The sequence below is a fragment of the Paenibacillus sp. NPDC058174 genome, assembly GCF_042883865.1.
GTDB lineage: Bacteria > Bacillota > Bacilli > Paenibacillales > Paenibacillaceae > Pristimantibacillus.
On record NZ_JBHVUY010000009.1, the window covers coordinates 48,723 to 65,892 of the forward strand.

Genomic DNA, 17,170 nt, shown 5'->3' on the forward strand with positions numbered 1-17,170 from the left:
AATAATTTATTCGTTAATCTATTTTTAGGACTTTTTTCTTGATATAGGGTCAATGACCACTGCTAACGGGGCCGAAAAATTGAGTTATCCTTGCCCGGATTGAAGTTTAGCTGTCATTTTATTATCCATATATACCTACCCCTCTCTACGTATTCTCCCTCTTGCCAATTTTAATAGAGTTGAGCGACAATGGATGCACATTCCAGCCAATTCTAGTATAGAACAGGGGAACTAGATGATGAAGGTAGAGAAGAAGCCGGCGTTTATTAGTATTCGTACCAAATTGCTCATTCTTTTTTGCGTGTTGATTTTTCTGCCGCTGATTGCGCTCAGCACCTTGTCCTACAATATTTCTACGAGAGCGATGACGAATCAGGCCGTGAAATCGACGGCGACGCTGCTGGATGCCAACGTAGCGAATATTGAATCTGTTATCCGCGAGGTTGAGTCGACCTCAAGCTATGCAATCGTCAATAAAGATATTCGCAGCTACTTAACGATGACCTCCGTCGATTCCGATCCGAAGCTCGCATCGGCGCTTATCGATAACATAAAAGGATTTATCGAGTTTATTTTAATTTCCAAGGGCTACATTCATTCCGTAGAGTTTAGAGGGGTGGACGACCGTCAAATCGCCTATGGCTCCCGATTTATCGGAAATGAAGGGGAGTGGATCGACCAAGCGGTTCAAGAGAGAGGAAAAATCACCTGGACAGGGCGTTATGAAAACGGTGATATCCATCACGAACCGATTATTTCGCTAGTCCGCGTCATTAATGACTATAATGCGATCGACAAGGCGCTTGGCATCGTCATTATCCGTCTGAAGGTTTCCAAGGTGAACGAGCTGATCCAAAGCAAGGATTCGGGAGCAATCGCAGGCACTATGCTGCTCGATCATGACGGAAATTCGATTACGGAACAACGGTCTGAGCCGGGTGACAAGTTTCAACTGGATAGCAGCAGCATACATCAGCTTGTCAGCAGTGAAGGAAAGCCTGTTGATGAAAAAGATAATCTGCTGCTATACAAAAAAATTGCCTATACCGGCTGGGGGTTAATTTCCTGGGTCGATAAGGATCATCTGTTCAAAGAATCAAGGTCGATCCAGTTTTATACGATACTGATCGTGGCGATATCGGTCGCGACCGTGCTTTATGCTTCATGGCTTATTTTTAACTGGATACTTAAGCCGATTGAAAGATTGACCAAAATGATGAAGAAAGTCGATGACAACTATTTTAGAAAAATTACCGGGATTCGTTCCAAGGATGAGATTGGCTTGCTGGCGGCGAACTTCAACGCCATGATGGACCGGATTCATGATCTTATTGATAAGGAATACAAGCTGACACTCAAGCAGAAGGAAATTGAGCTGCATGTGCTTCAGATGCAGATCAATCCCCACTTTCTGTACAACACGCTCGACATGATCCGCTGGAAGGCCAGAATTGAAAAAGCAATGGAAACGAGTCGGTTAATTCAAGTGTTATCGACGTTGTTCCGCTTGAGTCTTCACCGATCGGGAACTTGGGTTGAGCTGAAGGACGAGGCGCTGTACGTGAGGAGCTATCTTGATCTCCAACAGCAGAGGCTGGGTGCGCGATTGACCTGCGAGATCGATATAGAGGATGAATTGCTGGCTTCCTATGTGCCGAAGATGATTTTGCAGCCGCTTGTGGAGAACAGCATCGTCCATGGCATGCCGGGCCAGCAAAAGCCGATGCATATAACGGTACGGAGCACGCGGCTTTCTGCAGGCGACGCCTATCACATTGATATTATCGATGATGGCTTAGGCGCTGATATTCAGGCATTATCCGACTTGATCGCCTACACAGGCGAAGGGAGCCACGGCATGCGCAACGTCTACCTGCGGTTATCTTTATGGTTTGGCGACCGGTTCCGTATGGAGTTTTTGCCGGCAGCGGCAGGAACCCATATCCGGTTAACGATTCCATTCGTCGATACGATACCGGCCGAATCTTCACCATAGGCAATCTTGTTTAAAATAGTGGATGCTGAGTTAATTTAATCGGTTTCTGGCTGCAACCGTTTTCCCTACAATAATGATAACGGTTACAAACACCGCAAAACAAAAATGAGGGGGAATACGATGAAACGCGCACACACAGTCATAAGTAAGGCTGTCAGCATCATGCTGGTTCTGATCTTGTCGATCGGGCTAACGGCATGCGGAAGCGGGAACAACGGCAGCAAAGGCAGCAACGAACCTGAGAATAAACCGAGCAATGGGGGAACGGCCACAGAAGCACCGGCCAAAAACGTAGAATTGACGTTCTGGAACATTTGGAACGGGTCAGATGCGTACATGGGCGTGCTGAATGATAAGGTGAGCGAATTCCAGCAAGAAAACCCGAATATTAAAGTCAAAATCGAGCAAATGCCGCATGATCAGTACAAGCTGAAATTAAAGGCAAGTGCAGCAGGCCGGCAATTGCCGGATATGTTCGTCGTATGGCCAGGCGCAGAGCTGAAGCCCATGGTAGACGGCAATACGGTACTGCCAATCGACGATCTCGCCGCAGAATACAAAGACAAGCTCATTCCGAGCGCTAACTTGATCGACTATCAAATTGACGGCAAGCAATATGCAATTCCTAACATTGTTGTATACACCCATATGATTTACTACGATAAGGACATTTTGGCCAAAGCGGGTTACAGCGAGTTTCCGAAGACCTATACGGAATTCAAGGAGATGGTTGTAAAAGTGCGTGATTTGGGAGTTACGCCGATCGCTCTCGGCAACAAAGGGCAATGGGTGCTTCAATCCTGCTACATCTCCACGATTGGCGACCGCATGACAGGAAGCGACTTCCTGGTCAAAGCGATGAGCGGAGAGAAGAAGTTTACCGATCCTGAGTTCGTGGGCGGTTTGAATGTCATTAAAGAATTGACCGATTTGAAAGCATTCAATGAAGATTTAAACACGATCGACAACAATCAGCATTTGGATTATTTTGTCCAGGGGAAAGCGGCTATGTTCGTTGAAGGCACTTGGTCCCTTGGCGGCGTACAAGAGAAGCTGCCGAAGGATCGTAATCTGGGCCTCGCTATCTTCCCGGCCATTGAAGGCGGAGCAGGCAACCCGCAAGCTTTGTCGGGGGTTACGGGACAAGGCGTTGCGATTAACAAAGATATCGATCCAGCCAAGCTGGATGCAGCCCGTCAATTTATCCGGTTTCTGAGCAGCGAGGATACGTATAACCGTCTTCTGGCCAAGGATCAGCTGGTTCCGGCAACTGTTACAGTTCCGTCCGATGCATCCGATACGTTGAAGCAGCTCATTAGCCTGACGAGCGGAGGCGTGGCTCCTGTATATGATGCCGTGCTTACGCCTCAGTTAACCGAAATTATTAACAACGGACTTCAGTCCATTACGATGGGCACCAAGTCGCCAGAGGAAGTAGCGAGCGAGCTGGAAGCGGCTAAGGCTAAATAGTTCATATAGGAACGAACTTCGGAGAATCAGGGGTATTCCTTGATTCTCCGCTTTAATTAAGAAAGGAGCAATCTCTCGCATGCATCTATTAAATCGCAACAAGTGGCTGATCTGGCTGGGAATTTCTCCTTCCCTTATCGTGTACACATTGTTTTGCATGATTCCTATTGGCATTTCCTTCTATTATTCCTTTCAGAACTGGGACGGCTTCTCCGACCCCTCGTTTATCGGATTGGACAACTTTGCGGCTTTAATGAAAGATCAAGTATTTTGGAGCTCGCTGAAAAATAATATGTTCGTCCTGCTGGCGTCCGTGCTCGGACAAATTCCGATCGCTTTGTTGTTCGCTTTGCTGCTGAACAGCAAGCTTAGAGGCGCTAAGTTTTTCCGCACGGTAGGCTTTCTGCCGGTAGCTATCTCAACGGTCATTATTTCTTTGACCTGGAACATGATTTATAACACACAGTACGGATTAATAAATACGCTGCTCAAAGCGGTCGGTCTGGATCATTTGGCACACAACTGGCTGGGCGATCCGAAATGGGCCATGCTGGCAGTATGTCTGACGATTATATGGCAATATGTCGGCTTGTATCTGGTGATCTTTCTGGCAGCGCTGCAAAACGTCCCGGCGGAAACGCTGGAGGCAGCGGAAATCGACGGAGCAACCGGTTTCGTCAAAACGATAAAGATCATTATCCCGATGATATGGGGTACCATCTTGGTTTCGATTATTTTATGTATCAGCGGAAGCTTGAAAACGTTCGATTTAATCTATGTCATGACCAACGGAGGACCGGCTCATACGACCGATGTCATGGCAATCTATATGTTCAACAAAACATTCTCCTCCTTTCAGTATGGATACGGAAGTGCGATATCTGTCGCCATCTTCGTGGTCAGTCTGCTGCTCATTTCCGTTGCTTCACGATTGCTGAAAGCGAAAGAAGATTAAGAGAGGAGAGGCGAGAGATGCCGCATACGATTACCGTTCCCTCAGAAAAAGCGATGCTAGAGAGGGATACGAGACATTCGACGAGAAAAAAGATACTCAAGCTAGTCGTCTATATTTTTTTAACCGCCTATAGTATAGTCAATTTATTCCCGATCCTGTGGATGTTCATGAACTCCTTTAAGTCGGATGACGCTTTTTCCCAAAGTGTATTGGCATGGCCAAAGCAATGGCTGTTCGCCAATTATGCGGAGGCATGGAGAGTCGCCAAGCTAGGCTTGTATTTCTCCAACAGTATGATTATTGGCGTGCTGGCTGTCTTGTTTACGGTGCTATTAGGCGCCTTCGCGTCCTATTTTCTGGCCAGATTCCGATTTAAGCATCAGACGAAAATCTACAATTATTTCGTGTTTGGCATGCTGATTCCGATCCATGCGACACTGGTTCCGTTATTTATACTTGAAAACAAGCTGCATATGCAAAACTCGTATCTGTCGTTGATCGTGCCCTATATCGCTTTTGGGCTGCCGATCACCATATTTATTCTGGTAAGCTTTATGAAGAGCTTCTCCAAAGATATTGAGGAATCTGCCATCATGGATGGCTGCGGGCCGCTGCGTATTTTTTGGTCCATTATATTGCCGATGTCGATGCCGTCGATCGCAACGGTCGTCATCATTAACTTTATCAACAACTGGAATGAATTTTCATTTGCCTTGGTGCTTGTGAGCAATCCGGATTTGAAAACCGTTCCGCTAGGGCTTTCTAATTTCGTAGGCCAATATACCACTTCGTATACGACGCAGATGGCAGGCTTGACGATGGCGCTCATTCCGGTCATTATCGTCTTTCTATGCCTTGAAAGTTATCTGGTTAAGGGAATGACGGCGGGTGCCGTTAAGGGCTAGCTAGCAGCATCTGGACATCTAAGGGAGGATCATGGGAATGAAGCTTAGAATGCTGATCGTGGACGACGAGCCCATTATATGTATGGGATTGAAGGAAACGCTGCCCTGGCATGAGCTCGATATCGAAATCGCAGGTGAGGCTTATTCCGGTCTGGAAGCTTTGGCTATTCTGGAGAAAGAAAAGGTGGACCTCATTCTGAGTGACATTCGCATGCCTGAGATGGACGGACTGGATCTGGCGGCAAAGCTGCATGAGATCGAGCATCCTGCTTCCTTCATTCTGCTCAGCGGATACGAGGAATTCGAATATGCAAAAAGAGCAATTCAATATAATGTGAAGGATTATTTGATTAAGCCGGTAGACGTCGATCAATTGATGAGAACCGTGGAATCGGTCTGCCGGACGATTCGGGCAGCGCGCGAGAAGCAGGGCAGCGAGCTTCGCAATCAGCTGGAGCATCGGCTTCGTCAATTGCTAATGCAGGCCCATGAAGGCGTGCATGATCTTGCTTTGCCGGAGCAGGAGCTCTCCTTCCCGGTTCCTTATCGACTCTTTGCCAGCGCTGTGGCAAGCTATGACCAGTTATCCTGCGGATTGACGGATGAAGTCGTTCGGCAATTGCATGCGGCATGGCAGAATAGGATAGAGGCTAGGCTGAAGGGGCTTGGATATGAGACGATATCGGTATTCGTTCATCCGAACCTGCATTTCGTATACGGTTACGGCAGCGACGATATGCAGGAGGAGGTTTTTCCGCAGCCGTCCTGCACGCTGGAGTGGAACGGCTCGAATATTCCCTTGTGGGTGTGTGAGTCTCCGGCACAGACTGGTCTCGCCACATTGAAGAATGCGTACGAGCAGGTCGTGCTGCAATTGAAGCGTCTGGAGATCGGGATAGACGGGAGCTCCAGAGAGAGGAGACAGGAAGCGGATGCCGTGTCTGCTTATCCAGAGGCGCTGGAGAAGCAGGTCGTGGAGACGTTTTTCCAACAGGATGTCGAGCAGCTGCGGCAAGCAAGCCGGGAGCTCTTTCTCTATTTGAAGGAAAATCTGTTTCTGCTGCAGGAGAGCTGGAAGGTGTGTCAGCTCATTAAAGTGCTCATTTATCGTCGGCTGAAGCATGTAGGCGTCCGTGTTGAGGAGAAAGACTCTTATTTCACGGATGCCGATTTGTTCATCTATAATTCGTATGCATCATTGGAGCGGCTGTACTGGGACGAGCTGATGGCGCTCCAGACGATTATGAACAGCTCGAATGTGGGAAAGAACCGCTGGGTCGTCAATCGGGTAAAGGAATGGATTCATCAGGAATTTACTCAGGATCTGAAGGCTTCTACCATTGCCGACAGGCTTCATATTACGCCGAATTATTTCAGCCATATTTTCAAGCAGGAGACGGGCAAGTCTTACAATACTTACTTGAATGATGTCCGTATTGAAACGGCGAAAGGGCTGTTGCGGGACACGGATATGAAAATTGCTGATATTGCCGATCGTGTCGGATACAATGACTACAAATATTTTGTAAACGTCTTCAAAAAAACATGCGGCGTATCGCCGTCCGAGTATAGGGAAACGAGATATCAATAGCAAAACGAACGACTTGTAAACGGGTGACGTTTACAGGTCGTTTTTTTGTGCGGAGAGGTTATCTTTTTTGTGCACGATACTGAAGCGGGGACATGCCTATGCAGGTTTTGAACACTTTGCAGAAGTAGGGAGCCGAGGCGAATCCGGTCGCTTCTGCAATGTCTTTGGCGGAAAGAGCGGTGCCGGACAGCAGACTCTTGGCGTGAGAGAGGCGGCTTTCCTGAAGCTTCTCCTTGAACGATTTGTTGTAATACAGCTGCATAATACGCTCTAGCTGCCGGACGCTTACGCCAATCAGCCCCGCAAGCTCGGCAGGAGTCAGCATCAAGTGGCTGTCTTTGAAATAGTTGTCGGCAATAAATCTCCGTCTGTCGTCCAGTATTTTTTGCGGAAAATAATAGCTGGGCGCCCGATCCCCATCGGCGAAGTTGCGGATGGCATGAATAATAATCTGGGATGCCAGACTCTGAATATAGGCGTAATAGCCAAGCTTGCGGCTGGACACCTCTGCGAATAGATGCTCGAACAGAGGAATCGTTTCGAACGCGTCGCGGCCAAACCAGAAGTGAGTATTTCGCAGCGTTTCCAGCATTTCTTCTACTTCGGTTTCAATATAGTCATCATTTTTCTTCTTCCGCCGGCCGGTTACCTCAAGCTCGAAGTTGATACAGTATTCACACATCGGGTCTTCATCGTCTGCCTGCTGTTCATGGTATATGCCGGGTCCGGTGAGGTAGAACACGCCGGGTTCGATGGGGAATTGCTGATCGGATACGCGAAGCACGCCCCGCCCGCTCGGAATAAAGTGCAGCTCATAGCTGCTATGGCTGTGGTTCTTGAAATGCCAGGCCGGTGTAGCCGGCTCGAAATTGATATACAGAATATTAAACCGGATATGGCCGATGGATACCTTAATATCCAGATCCATATGGCGTATCGGCTCATGCCTTTGCAAGTGTTCCATCTGAATGACCTCCGAATGTAACCATTCTGCAAAGGGAAGATAAATCCTTCTACTTTTGCGACATTATTGCACAATAATGGCGGTCATGTCTATTTCTCTAAATCTTCATGCGGCGTATGCTAGGCGTAGCAGTAGATTGACAGCTATTAAAGGAGGATATCAGCTATGAAATTTACACGTTGTGAGGCAAATCCGGTCGTTGTTCCAGGGGAAGCCGGAATCAGGCAAGTGGCTACATTTAATCCGGGCCTTATTTACGATCAAGGGAAGTTCCTGATGTATGACAGAGCGGCGAGCTCTTTAACGCCGTTCCAGACCAGCATCGGTCTGCTGGAAAGCGAGGACGGCATTCATTTTACTCCAGTTCAGGAGGAAGCCGTATTTACGGGTGAAATGCTCGGTTTTCCTGGAGGAAGCGTGGAAGACGCAAGGGTCGTCAAGATAGACGGTTTATATTACATGTGTTATGCACTGCAGCCGTATGCGTTTGACTGCTGGCCGACAGGTATAGCGGTACCTAATTACTTTCCCGAGCATTATCCGGAATGGGCAAGCAATGGGGTGAGGCCGATGCTGACTCGTTCCGGCATTGCGGTATCGGAGGACGGCATTCATTTCAAGCAGCTGTGCTATACGACGCCGCCAGAGATTGATGATCGCGACAATGCTCTGTTTCCTGAGAAAATAAACGGGAAGTTTGCTCTTCTGCGAAGGCCGATGGAATATGTGGGCGAAGCCTATGGAACGGACAGGCCGGGCATGTGGATTTCCTACTCCGATGATTTATTGGAATGGTCTGAGCCTAAGCTGCTGGCTGTCGCGCAGGAAGCGTGGGAGGGGACTAAGATTGGCGCTGCGGCTACGCCTCTTCGGACGGAAAAGGGCTGGCTCGTGCTGTACCATGGCGTGGATGGCTCATCGATCTACCGCGTCGGCGCTCTTCTGCTCGATTTGAACAATCCGGAAATCGTCATCGGGCGAACGAAGCAGTTCATTATGGAGCCGGAGGAGTACTATGAGAAAACCGGACTTGTTATCCCTAACGTCGTCTTCCCGACAGCCAATCTCATCATAGATGATATTCTGTACGTCTATTATGGCTGCTGTGATACCTCGATCGGATTGGCAACCGTTCCGGTCAACGAGCTTTTGGACTTTATTTTAGGCTAATCGACCAGGAAGAGGCAGTGCGCAGGGCATTGCCTCTTTGGCTGTAAAGGAAAGTATTAAAAAAGTGGATGTAATTATAGATTACTACCCTTACGATAGCGTGTCTGCAAGACTACAATTAAAAATGTAAGCGTTTGCTTTGATAAAGAGTATAAATATGGAAGGGGACAAAATAATGATACGTTCATGGAAGCAGGCAGCTCGTGCCAGCAAAAAAACATTCTACACCGTGTTATGCGCCGGCTTGGTGCTAACGACAGTAGGGCTGCCGTCAGCAGCCGCAGATCCGTTGCCTAGTGAAGGCCGCGTCATTCACGTTGCGAAGGACGGCAGCAATAATAATCCGGGTACGGAAGCGGAGCCGTACTTAACGATTAATCATGCTGCGGAGGAAGCGCAGCCCGGTGATACCATCGTTGTCCATGCCGGACTGTACCGGGAGACAGTAAAGCCAGCGCGAGGAGGAACGGATGAAGAGCATCGGATCGTATATACGAACGCTGGCGACGGCGAGGTCGTCATCAAAGGCTCGGAGGAAATTAACGATTGGGTGCCTTATAGCGGAGATGTGTGGCAGGTTGCTTTGCCCAATAGCTTCTTCGGTGATTATAATCCGTTTGCTACAAGACACCCGCAAGGCGGAGAAGGCGGCTTCTTCCCGGTATATACGGCTGGCGATGTGTATTTGAACGATCAGGCCTATTATCAAAAAGGCTCCTTGAGCAATGTCTTGGCTGCAGGGAATACGTGGTTCGCGGAAGTATCCGGTGGGAATACGACGATCTACGCAAACTTTGATGGAGCCGATCCGAATCAGAAGCTGGCGGAAATTAATGTGCGCAGGCAGGTATTCGCACCGGATGCATGGGGGCTTGGCTACATAACGGTTGACGGCTTCACAGTCAAGCATGCCGCCAATACGTATTCCGACTTTCCGGGATCGCCTTCCAGGCGCCAAGCAGGTGCGATCAGCGTTAACGGCGGCTTGAAGTGGATTATTCAGAACAATATCGTCATTAATGCGCGTACGATTGCGATCGATATCGGTCTTGGCAACGATGAATGGGCAGGCAACCGTCCGGGCGTAACGCGCACGAATTTCAGAGAAACGGACAAGTATGGTTCCCATGTTGTCCGCAACAACTATATCGCGAAGTCGGGCCAATCAGGCATCGCCGGCGTGTTCTCGTGGAACTCCGATATTATGTACAACAGGATCGAAGACACGAACTACCGCGGTGAATTCAGTGGTGCGGAGACGGCTCCGATCAAGGTGCATTACATGAACGAAGGGCTGATAAAAGGCAATTATATTAAAAACTCCAAGGGAGGCAACTCCGCCGGCATCTGGACGGACTGGGGCAATCAGAATGTCCGTATTACCGGCAACATTGTGATGAACACGCCGTGGGGCTATTACGCAGAAGCTGTTCATGGCCCTATTCTTGTAGACAATAACGTGTTTATCGGCAACAACGATATTCGGATGCTGGACGCAACAGGTGTCGTATATGCCAACAATCTGTTCATCGACAACGGCAATATTAACGTTGACGGCGGAGGAAGGGAAAATTATTATTTTCAGCCGGGTACGATGAACGAGACGAATGCCATGAACACCGTACAAAAGTTCCACTGGTACAACAATCTGGTGCAAGGCTCTGTGCTGCCGTCCGATGCAGCGAATAAAACGCATGTGAAGGAGGATAACTTCACCAATGTAATCTCCGATGTGGCGTATACGACGACCAATGATGCCATGAGCATCAGCTTCAATCTGAACGCTGCGGGAATGAACGGTCTGGATATTGTGACGCAGGCGCGGGTCGGCGTCATACCCAATGCGAATGAAAGCATTGCGGCGGATGTTTCGACCGACTTTTTTGGCAACGCTTTCCCGGCAGGAAGTGTGAAGGCTGGTCCGTTCGCGAACGTGCAAAATGGTGCTAACCAATTCGTGCTGTGGCCGCCGCAAGGGCAGACCGTGCCATCACCGCCGGCTCAGCCAACCGACGTGCCGCTCAATTTATCGTTAGGCTCCAATGCAGTAGCTGTTGCATCGTATGAGGACAGCAACTTGACCGCCGACAAGGCCATTGACGGCAACGGCTCGTCTCGCTGGTCAAGCGATCACAGCAACGACAACAACGCATGGATCTATGTCGATCTTGGAGCTGAGTATAACGTTTCGAAAGCCGTGCTCTCGTGGGAAGCGGCTTATGCCCGCGAATATTTTATCCAGATTTCCGATGATGGACAAAGCTGGACGGATGTGTACCATACGACAAGCGGCGCAGGCGGCAACGAGTCGGTCACGATCCGGAAAAATGCAAGATTTGTCCGGATGCAGGGCGTCGTACCGAACACGTCTTACGGATATTCGCTGTACGAGTTTGAAGTGTATGGCACCCCAATTCAGCCGGAGGTGCCCGTGAACGTGGCATTGAACAAGGCGCCCTCTGCTTATACGGCATCTTCGCAGTCCAATGATGGAAGCGGGGAACAGAACAGTCAGCCAGACAAGGACCGTTCCGCCTTCCGGGCGTTTGATGGCAATACCGGCACGCGCTGGGGGTCAAATGGCGGGGACGACAATTGGCTTCAGGTAGACCTGGGTCAGTCTCATGTGATCGACCGGATCGTGCTTGCCTGGGAAGCAGCATACGCAGCGCAATACAAAGTTCAAGTTTCAGATGACGGCAGCGTCTGGACGGATGTTTATGAACATGATGATGCTTCACCAGCAGGCGATCATGTGGACGACATCGAGCTTCAACAGCCCGCAACAGGACGCTTCGTCCGTATGCAGGGTGTAACTGCTGCAACGCAGTGGGGACTTTCACTGTATGAATTTGAAGTATACGGCAAGGTCAAGCCAGCCGATACTGCACCCCAGTGGCCGGCAGCGGCAGCACTGGAGCTGACGGGTTTAACGGCGGAATCGGCATCTCTCCAGTGGCCAGCCGCAATCGATAATGGGACGGTATCCGGCTACAACGTGTATCTGGGCAGTACCCTTGTCGCTTCGCTTGCTGCTGGTGTACGCAGTTATACGGCTGCGGGGCTGAACGCCGGCAGCACGTATACAATCAAAGTAACGGCGATTGATGAGAATGGGAACGAGAGCGGGGGACTGATGAAGACCTTTACAACATCGGGCAATCCGGCGACGAAAGCACTTTCGACTACGTATCCCCGCAACTACGGGGACTGGGAAGAAGGACTGCTGGCTGGTGACGGCAAGCAGGGCATTATCGTATTCGGCAATCCGCGGGAAGAAACGGTTGTTTTTAACGACCGGGATTTCTTCATGGCAAGATCGGAAGCGAATCCTCACCGTACCTTTAACACAGTAAGTGAAGCGAATATTGAAGAGATTAGAGATTTGCTCATTTCCGGCCGTTACCAGGAGGCGAATCAGCTTGCGGCTGATGTGCAAGGGTATCGGGGAGGCGGAGAAGGAAGCAAGCATCCGGGCTATAAAATGACGATCACGATGCCGGACAACGGCCCGATATCGAATTACGTCCGCTCTACGGATTATTCCGACGGCGTCGTCTCCGTCAACTGGACAGACGGCAAGGGGGACTGGGAGCGCAAGTCATTCGTGTCGAGACCAGACGGAATGACGGTGCAATATTTGCCTGCTCCAAGCGGCGAGACGCTGGACGTCAAGCTGGCGCTCAGTATTGATCCCGGCATGAATTTGTTGAATAAAGGGATAACGTACGAGAACCATTCCTCGGTCGATTTCCTCAACCTGCGGGCGAAATACGCTAACGGTACCTACAACGCGGGTTACGAAGGCGTCACACGCATCGTGACGGACGGCCAGAAGACGTTGGATGGCGATGCGGTGTCTGTAACAGGGGCGACCTACGTTCTGCTATTGTCCCTTACTCAGCGCTATGACGGAACGTTCGAGGGCGGGCTGCCGGCTGAACAGGAATGGAATCAGGAGCTTCTTCAAGGTCAGCTGTCGGGTGTGGCTGATGATTACGCGACGCTGCTCAGCCGCCATACGGCCATGCACAGTGAAATCTTCGACCGCGTTTTGATCGATTTTGGGGCAAGCGAGGGGGACCGCTCCAAATCCAACGAGGAGCTGCTCGCCATGCAGAAGGCATCCACGACGCCTATTCCGGCGCTGTTCGAGCGGATGTTCTATTCGGGCCGCTATCATCTGCTGGGATCAAGCAGCGCTACAGCGGCGCCTGACCTGCTTGGCAACTGGACGGGCGACAGCAACGTTGGCTGGGACGGCTATTATCACCTTGACGCCAACCTCAATTTGCAAATATCTGGCGGCAATATCGGCAATATGCCGGAGGCGATGGAAGGGTACTTCTATCTTAATCATCAATGGCAGGAAGATTTCCGAACGAACGCGCAGAAGCTGCTCGGAACAAGGGGCATGCTTACAGGCGGCAATACGCCGAACGGAGAGGGACTGATCTCGAATATTAATTTCGAATATCCGTACCAGTATGTGACCGGCGGTGAATCCTGGCTGCTCTATCCGTTCTGGGAACACTATCAGGTTACGGGAGATACCTCCTTCCTAGCCGACCAATATTACCCGCTTATCCGGGATATGGGCGACTTTTACGAGGATTTCCTGGTCGAGAAGGATAGCAACGGCCACTATATTTTCGCAGGCTCTATTTCACCCGAGAATAGGCCAGCCGGCGGCGTACCGCTTTCGGTCAACTCGGTTTATGATATCTCCGGCGCGCGCTTTGCTCTGGAGACATTGATTGAGACAAGCACCCTCCTTGGACGGGATGAGGAGAAGATACCAGTCTGGCAGGAGCTGCTCGATCATTTGCCGCCTTATTTGGTTAATAATGACGGAGCGTTTGCCGAATGGGCATGGCCGGATCTGATGAACAAAAACAATTATCAACATCGCCATTCAAGCGCTATGATGCCGGTCTGGCCTTACCGCGAAGTCACGCCAGAGAAAAACAGGGAGCTGTACGATGCTGCGCGTGTTTCCTTGCAGAAGAAGGACGGCGGTAATTATGAGAATGCCGGGCATGGGCTGCTTCACAGTGCGCTGGCGGCCGCGAACTTGAACAATGCAGATTCCGTCAATGCCAAGCTTGTACGGTTTGCCAAAGACGATTATTACTATTCCAGTCTGTCGACGTCGCACTATAACAACCACGGCACGTTCGCTACGGACGTCGTCAACTCCGTTCCGACGATTATGATGGAAATGCTCGCTATTTCCGATAGAGGCACGTTGGAGCTGCTGCCGGCTTTGCCTAAATCGTTAACTAGAGGCTCCATTTCCGGCATGCTCGCAAGAGGGCAAGTGACTGTCAACGAGCTCAAGTGGAATATGGACAACTTGACGGTCGACGTCGAGCTGACGTCTGCCATCGATCAGAATCTGACGCTGATTCAGCGCGCAGGCATCGAAGAAATCGTCAGTCAGGATGTGACGATTGCAAGCTCGCCGCTTGGCAGCATCGCACGCGTTATACCGCTTCAAGCGAATAAGAAGGTTGCGATTCGCCTCAAGCTGAAGGATGCGTCCAAGATTAACCTGGCTTTAGGCAAAACCGCCAGCGCCTCCTCGGAATCGAACGCTCAGCAAAGCGCTAGTCATGCTTTCGACGGCGATCCGGCTACTCGCTGGGCCGCGAGCGAGAGTGCGGACAACTGGCTCCAAGTGGACTTGGGCGGTATCTATGCATTAAATGAAGTGAATTTGCAATGGGAGGCTTCGTATGCCAAGGCATACAAGCTTCAGGTCTCGATGGATGGTGTGCATTGGACGGACGTATATGAGCAAGCAAACTCGCAGGGCGGTACGGAGAAGATTAGTGTGGATGCACTTGGCCGCTACGTTCGGATGCAAGGACTAGTAAAATCCGGGCAATGGGGATATTCGATCTACGAGATGGAGATTTACGGTCAAGAAGCGCCAAACCTTGCGCTTGGCAAGCCTGCACAGGCATCGTCCTCGTCCAATCCGCAGCAGACAGCAGCGGCGGCTTTTGACGGCGAGCAGTCTACCCGGTGGGGTGCAAGCGAGTCCGCTGACAATTGGCTGCAGGTGGATTTGGAACAAATCTATCGCGTTTTCCGGGTTCAGATTGACTGGGAAGACTCTTATGCTAAAGGCTACAAGCTTCAAGTTTCTTCTGACGGGGCGCAATGGAAGGATGTTTTCACGGAGAACAATGGCAATGGCGGTACGGATATTATCGATTTGAATGAGGATGCAAGATATATCCGGATGCAGGGTACAGCGAAGTCTGGACAATGGGGATATTCCATTTATGAAATGAAAGTTTTCGGGATGGTGGTCTCGGAGCAAGGTCCAAGCGCAGCGAGTATTGCGGCGGGTATAACGGTGCTGCAAGCGCCGGCCAGAGGCGAGACGAGCTTGGTGCTGCCCGTCGTTCCGGCAGGGTATTCGGTAGCGATCAAAAGCACGGACAAGCCGGGTATTCTTGGTCTAGATGGACGATTGTCGCCGTCCTCATCGGCAACAGAAGTGACGGTTGTACTGACGATTACGAGACTATCGGATGGAAGCACGGCGGATACGAGCGCACTGAAAGTCATCGTGCTTGGAACAGCTGCTCCTGGTAATGGCAGCGGCGGTACGGGCGGGAATAGCAATGGAGGCGGAAGCGGAGGTGGAGGTGCTCAGTCAACTGATGTCTTGACAGTTTCCTCTGCGGAGCTGCTGCAATCGGTAAAAGACGGCCATGCCATCTTGCCGGTCGCGGCGAGCATCAGACAGGTCGTGCTTCCTCTGGAAGCGGCGGAGCTGCCGGCGAACAGCCGAATCGTGATCCGCTCGCAAAACTATGAACTTGAGCTGCCAGCTGCCCTCGTACGGCAGGTAAGAGAAAAGGCTGCTGCATCCGGTTTATCGGAGGGCAAGCTGACGATAGGCATTCAGCCGATATCGGATACGGCGCTGCAATCGATGCTGAAGGCGGGCGAGCGGACGCGGGTGACATCAGCGGGTACTGCGTATGAGTTTAGTCTTATTTTTACAGCGGCTGATGGTAAAACGATAAAAGTGGATCATGCAGATGAACCTATCGTTGTGCGCTTGAAGACGAGCGGCGGGAAAGCAATCAATCCGAAGCTTGCGGGGATTTTCCGTCTGGACGGTAATGCCAAGCCAAGCTATGTTGGCGGTACAGAGAATGCGGGCCAATGGCAGAGCGAAGCAAATGCGTTCGGCATATACGGAGTAATCGAAATGGTATGGAGCTTCACGGATGTGCCATCCGGTCACTGGGCAGAGAGCGTCATTCAAGAGCTTGCAGCTAAGCGGATCGTCAATGGAACGAGTGACGCGTCATTCGAACCTAATCGGGCGATAACCCGTGCCGAATTCGTCTCACTGCTGGTACGCGCATTGAAGCTTACCGAAGCTGAATCCGGTCACGCGGTATTTGCTGACGTGGCGGAGAACGCATGGTATGCAGAAGCCGTAAGGGTAGCGGCACAAGCCGGAATCGTTGCAGGCAAGAGCGGCAATACATTTGCTCCGAATGCCCAAATAACGCGCGAGGAAATGGTCACCATGCTTATACGGGCCTATCAAGCGGCGCAAGGGGCAAGTCAGGCTGCTAGCGGCAAAGAGATAGCGTTTGAAGACGAGAAGGAGGCTTCCGGCTGGGCGATTGAATATATTAATCGGGCTGCCGAGCTTGGACTGGTTAAAGGCCGGAGTGCAGGTGTGTTCGACCCTAAAGGTATCTCCACGCGTGCGGAGTCCGCTCAGATCATTTACAATTTGCTGAACAAATAATGCGCGTATTGTGACTCGTTGTGCTAGTAAGATGATGTAATGTAATGTAATCGAAAAGAAGGGGCAGACCCGCGGGTCTGCCCCTTCTTTGTATGGGACAGCCTATATCCTATATGTACGGCATTCCCGCTGATGCACTCCAGTAGCTTTCTTGCAAAGCAGTAGCTTAGTAGATGAATAGTCTGACTGAGTTGGTAAGCATATACGAATACTCTAACTTATCAGCTATCCGTATTATGAAGTGAGAGGTGAGGACTTAAGCCAAGTGGTTAGACAAGCACTATACAAACGTCTGAGCGACTCCCTCTCCATAATGTCCATCAGATGCGA

The 17,170-nt window shown here is 50.5% G+C and carries 8 protein-coding genes; 7 read left to right on the forward strand and 1 reads right to left on the reverse strand.

From position 1 onward, the window contains the following. Positions 1–235: 235 nt before the first annotated feature. The 5 genes from ACFVVF_RS26305 (at position 236) to ACFVVF_RS26325 (ending at position 6,917) form a co-directional block, all read left to right on the forward strand. Positions 236–1,996: a cache domain-containing sensor histidine kinase gene (locus ACFVVF_RS26305; protein WP_387815823.1), complete on the forward strand. Its 1,761-nt coding sequence runs from the start codon at positions 236–238 to the stop codon at positions 1,994–1,996. A gap of 120 nt (positions 1,997–2,116) precedes the next feature. Continuing rightward, positions 2,117–3,466, forward strand: coding sequence for an extracellular solute-binding protein (locus ACFVVF_RS26310; protein ID WP_387815825.1), 1,350 nt, complete (start codon positions 2,117–2,119; stop codon positions 3,464–3,466). Between the two features lie 79 nt (positions 3,467–3,545). Beyond that, the gene (locus ACFVVF_RS26315; protein WP_387815827.1) at positions 3,546–4,421 is read left to right on the forward strand and encodes a carbohydrate ABC transporter permease; all 876 of its coding nucleotides are present in this window, start codon (positions 3,546–3,548) and stop codon (positions 4,419–4,421) included. A gap of 17 nt (positions 4,422–4,438) precedes the next feature. Next, the gene (locus tag ACFVVF_RS26320; protein ID WP_387815829.1) at positions 4,439–5,326 is read left to right on the forward strand and encodes a carbohydrate ABC transporter permease; all 888 of its coding nucleotides are present in this window, start codon (positions 4,439–4,441) and stop codon (positions 5,324–5,326) included. Positions 5,327–5,363: 37 nt separating this feature from the next. Beyond that, positions 5,364–6,917 (forward strand): response regulator transcription factor, encoded by a 1,554-nt coding sequence (locus ACFVVF_RS26325; RefSeq protein WP_387815831.1) that lies wholly within the window; start codon positions 5,364–5,366, stop codon positions 6,915–6,917. 58 nt (positions 6,918–6,975) lie between these two features. On the opposite strand, the gene ACFVVF_RS26330 is transcribed toward ACFVVF_RS26325, so the two are convergent. Next, on the reverse strand, positions 6,976–7,881 hold the full coding sequence (locus ACFVVF_RS26330) for an AraC family transcriptional regulator (protein ID WP_387815833.1): 906 nt from the start codon (positions 7,879–7,881) through the stop codon (positions 6,976–6,978). Between the two features lie 165 nt (positions 7,882–8,046). Between ACFVVF_RS26330 and ACFVVF_RS26335 the strand changes: the two genes are divergently transcribed. Both ACFVVF_RS26335 and ACFVVF_RS26340 read left to right on the forward strand, forming a co-directional pair. Further along, positions 8,047–9,051 carry a glycoside hydrolase family 130 protein gene (locus tag ACFVVF_RS26335; protein ID WP_387815835.1) on the forward strand — a complete coding sequence of 335 codons (1,005 nt, stop codon included), beginning with the start codon at positions 8,047–8,049 and terminating at the stop codon, positions 9,049–9,051. A gap of 175 nt (positions 9,052–9,226) precedes the next feature. Continuing rightward, positions 9,227–16,840 (forward strand): discoidin domain-containing protein, encoded by a 7,614-nt coding sequence (locus ACFVVF_RS26340; RefSeq protein ID WP_387815837.1) that lies wholly within the window; start codon positions 9,227–9,229, stop codon positions 16,838–16,840. Positions 16,841–17,170: the final 330 nt, after the last annotated feature.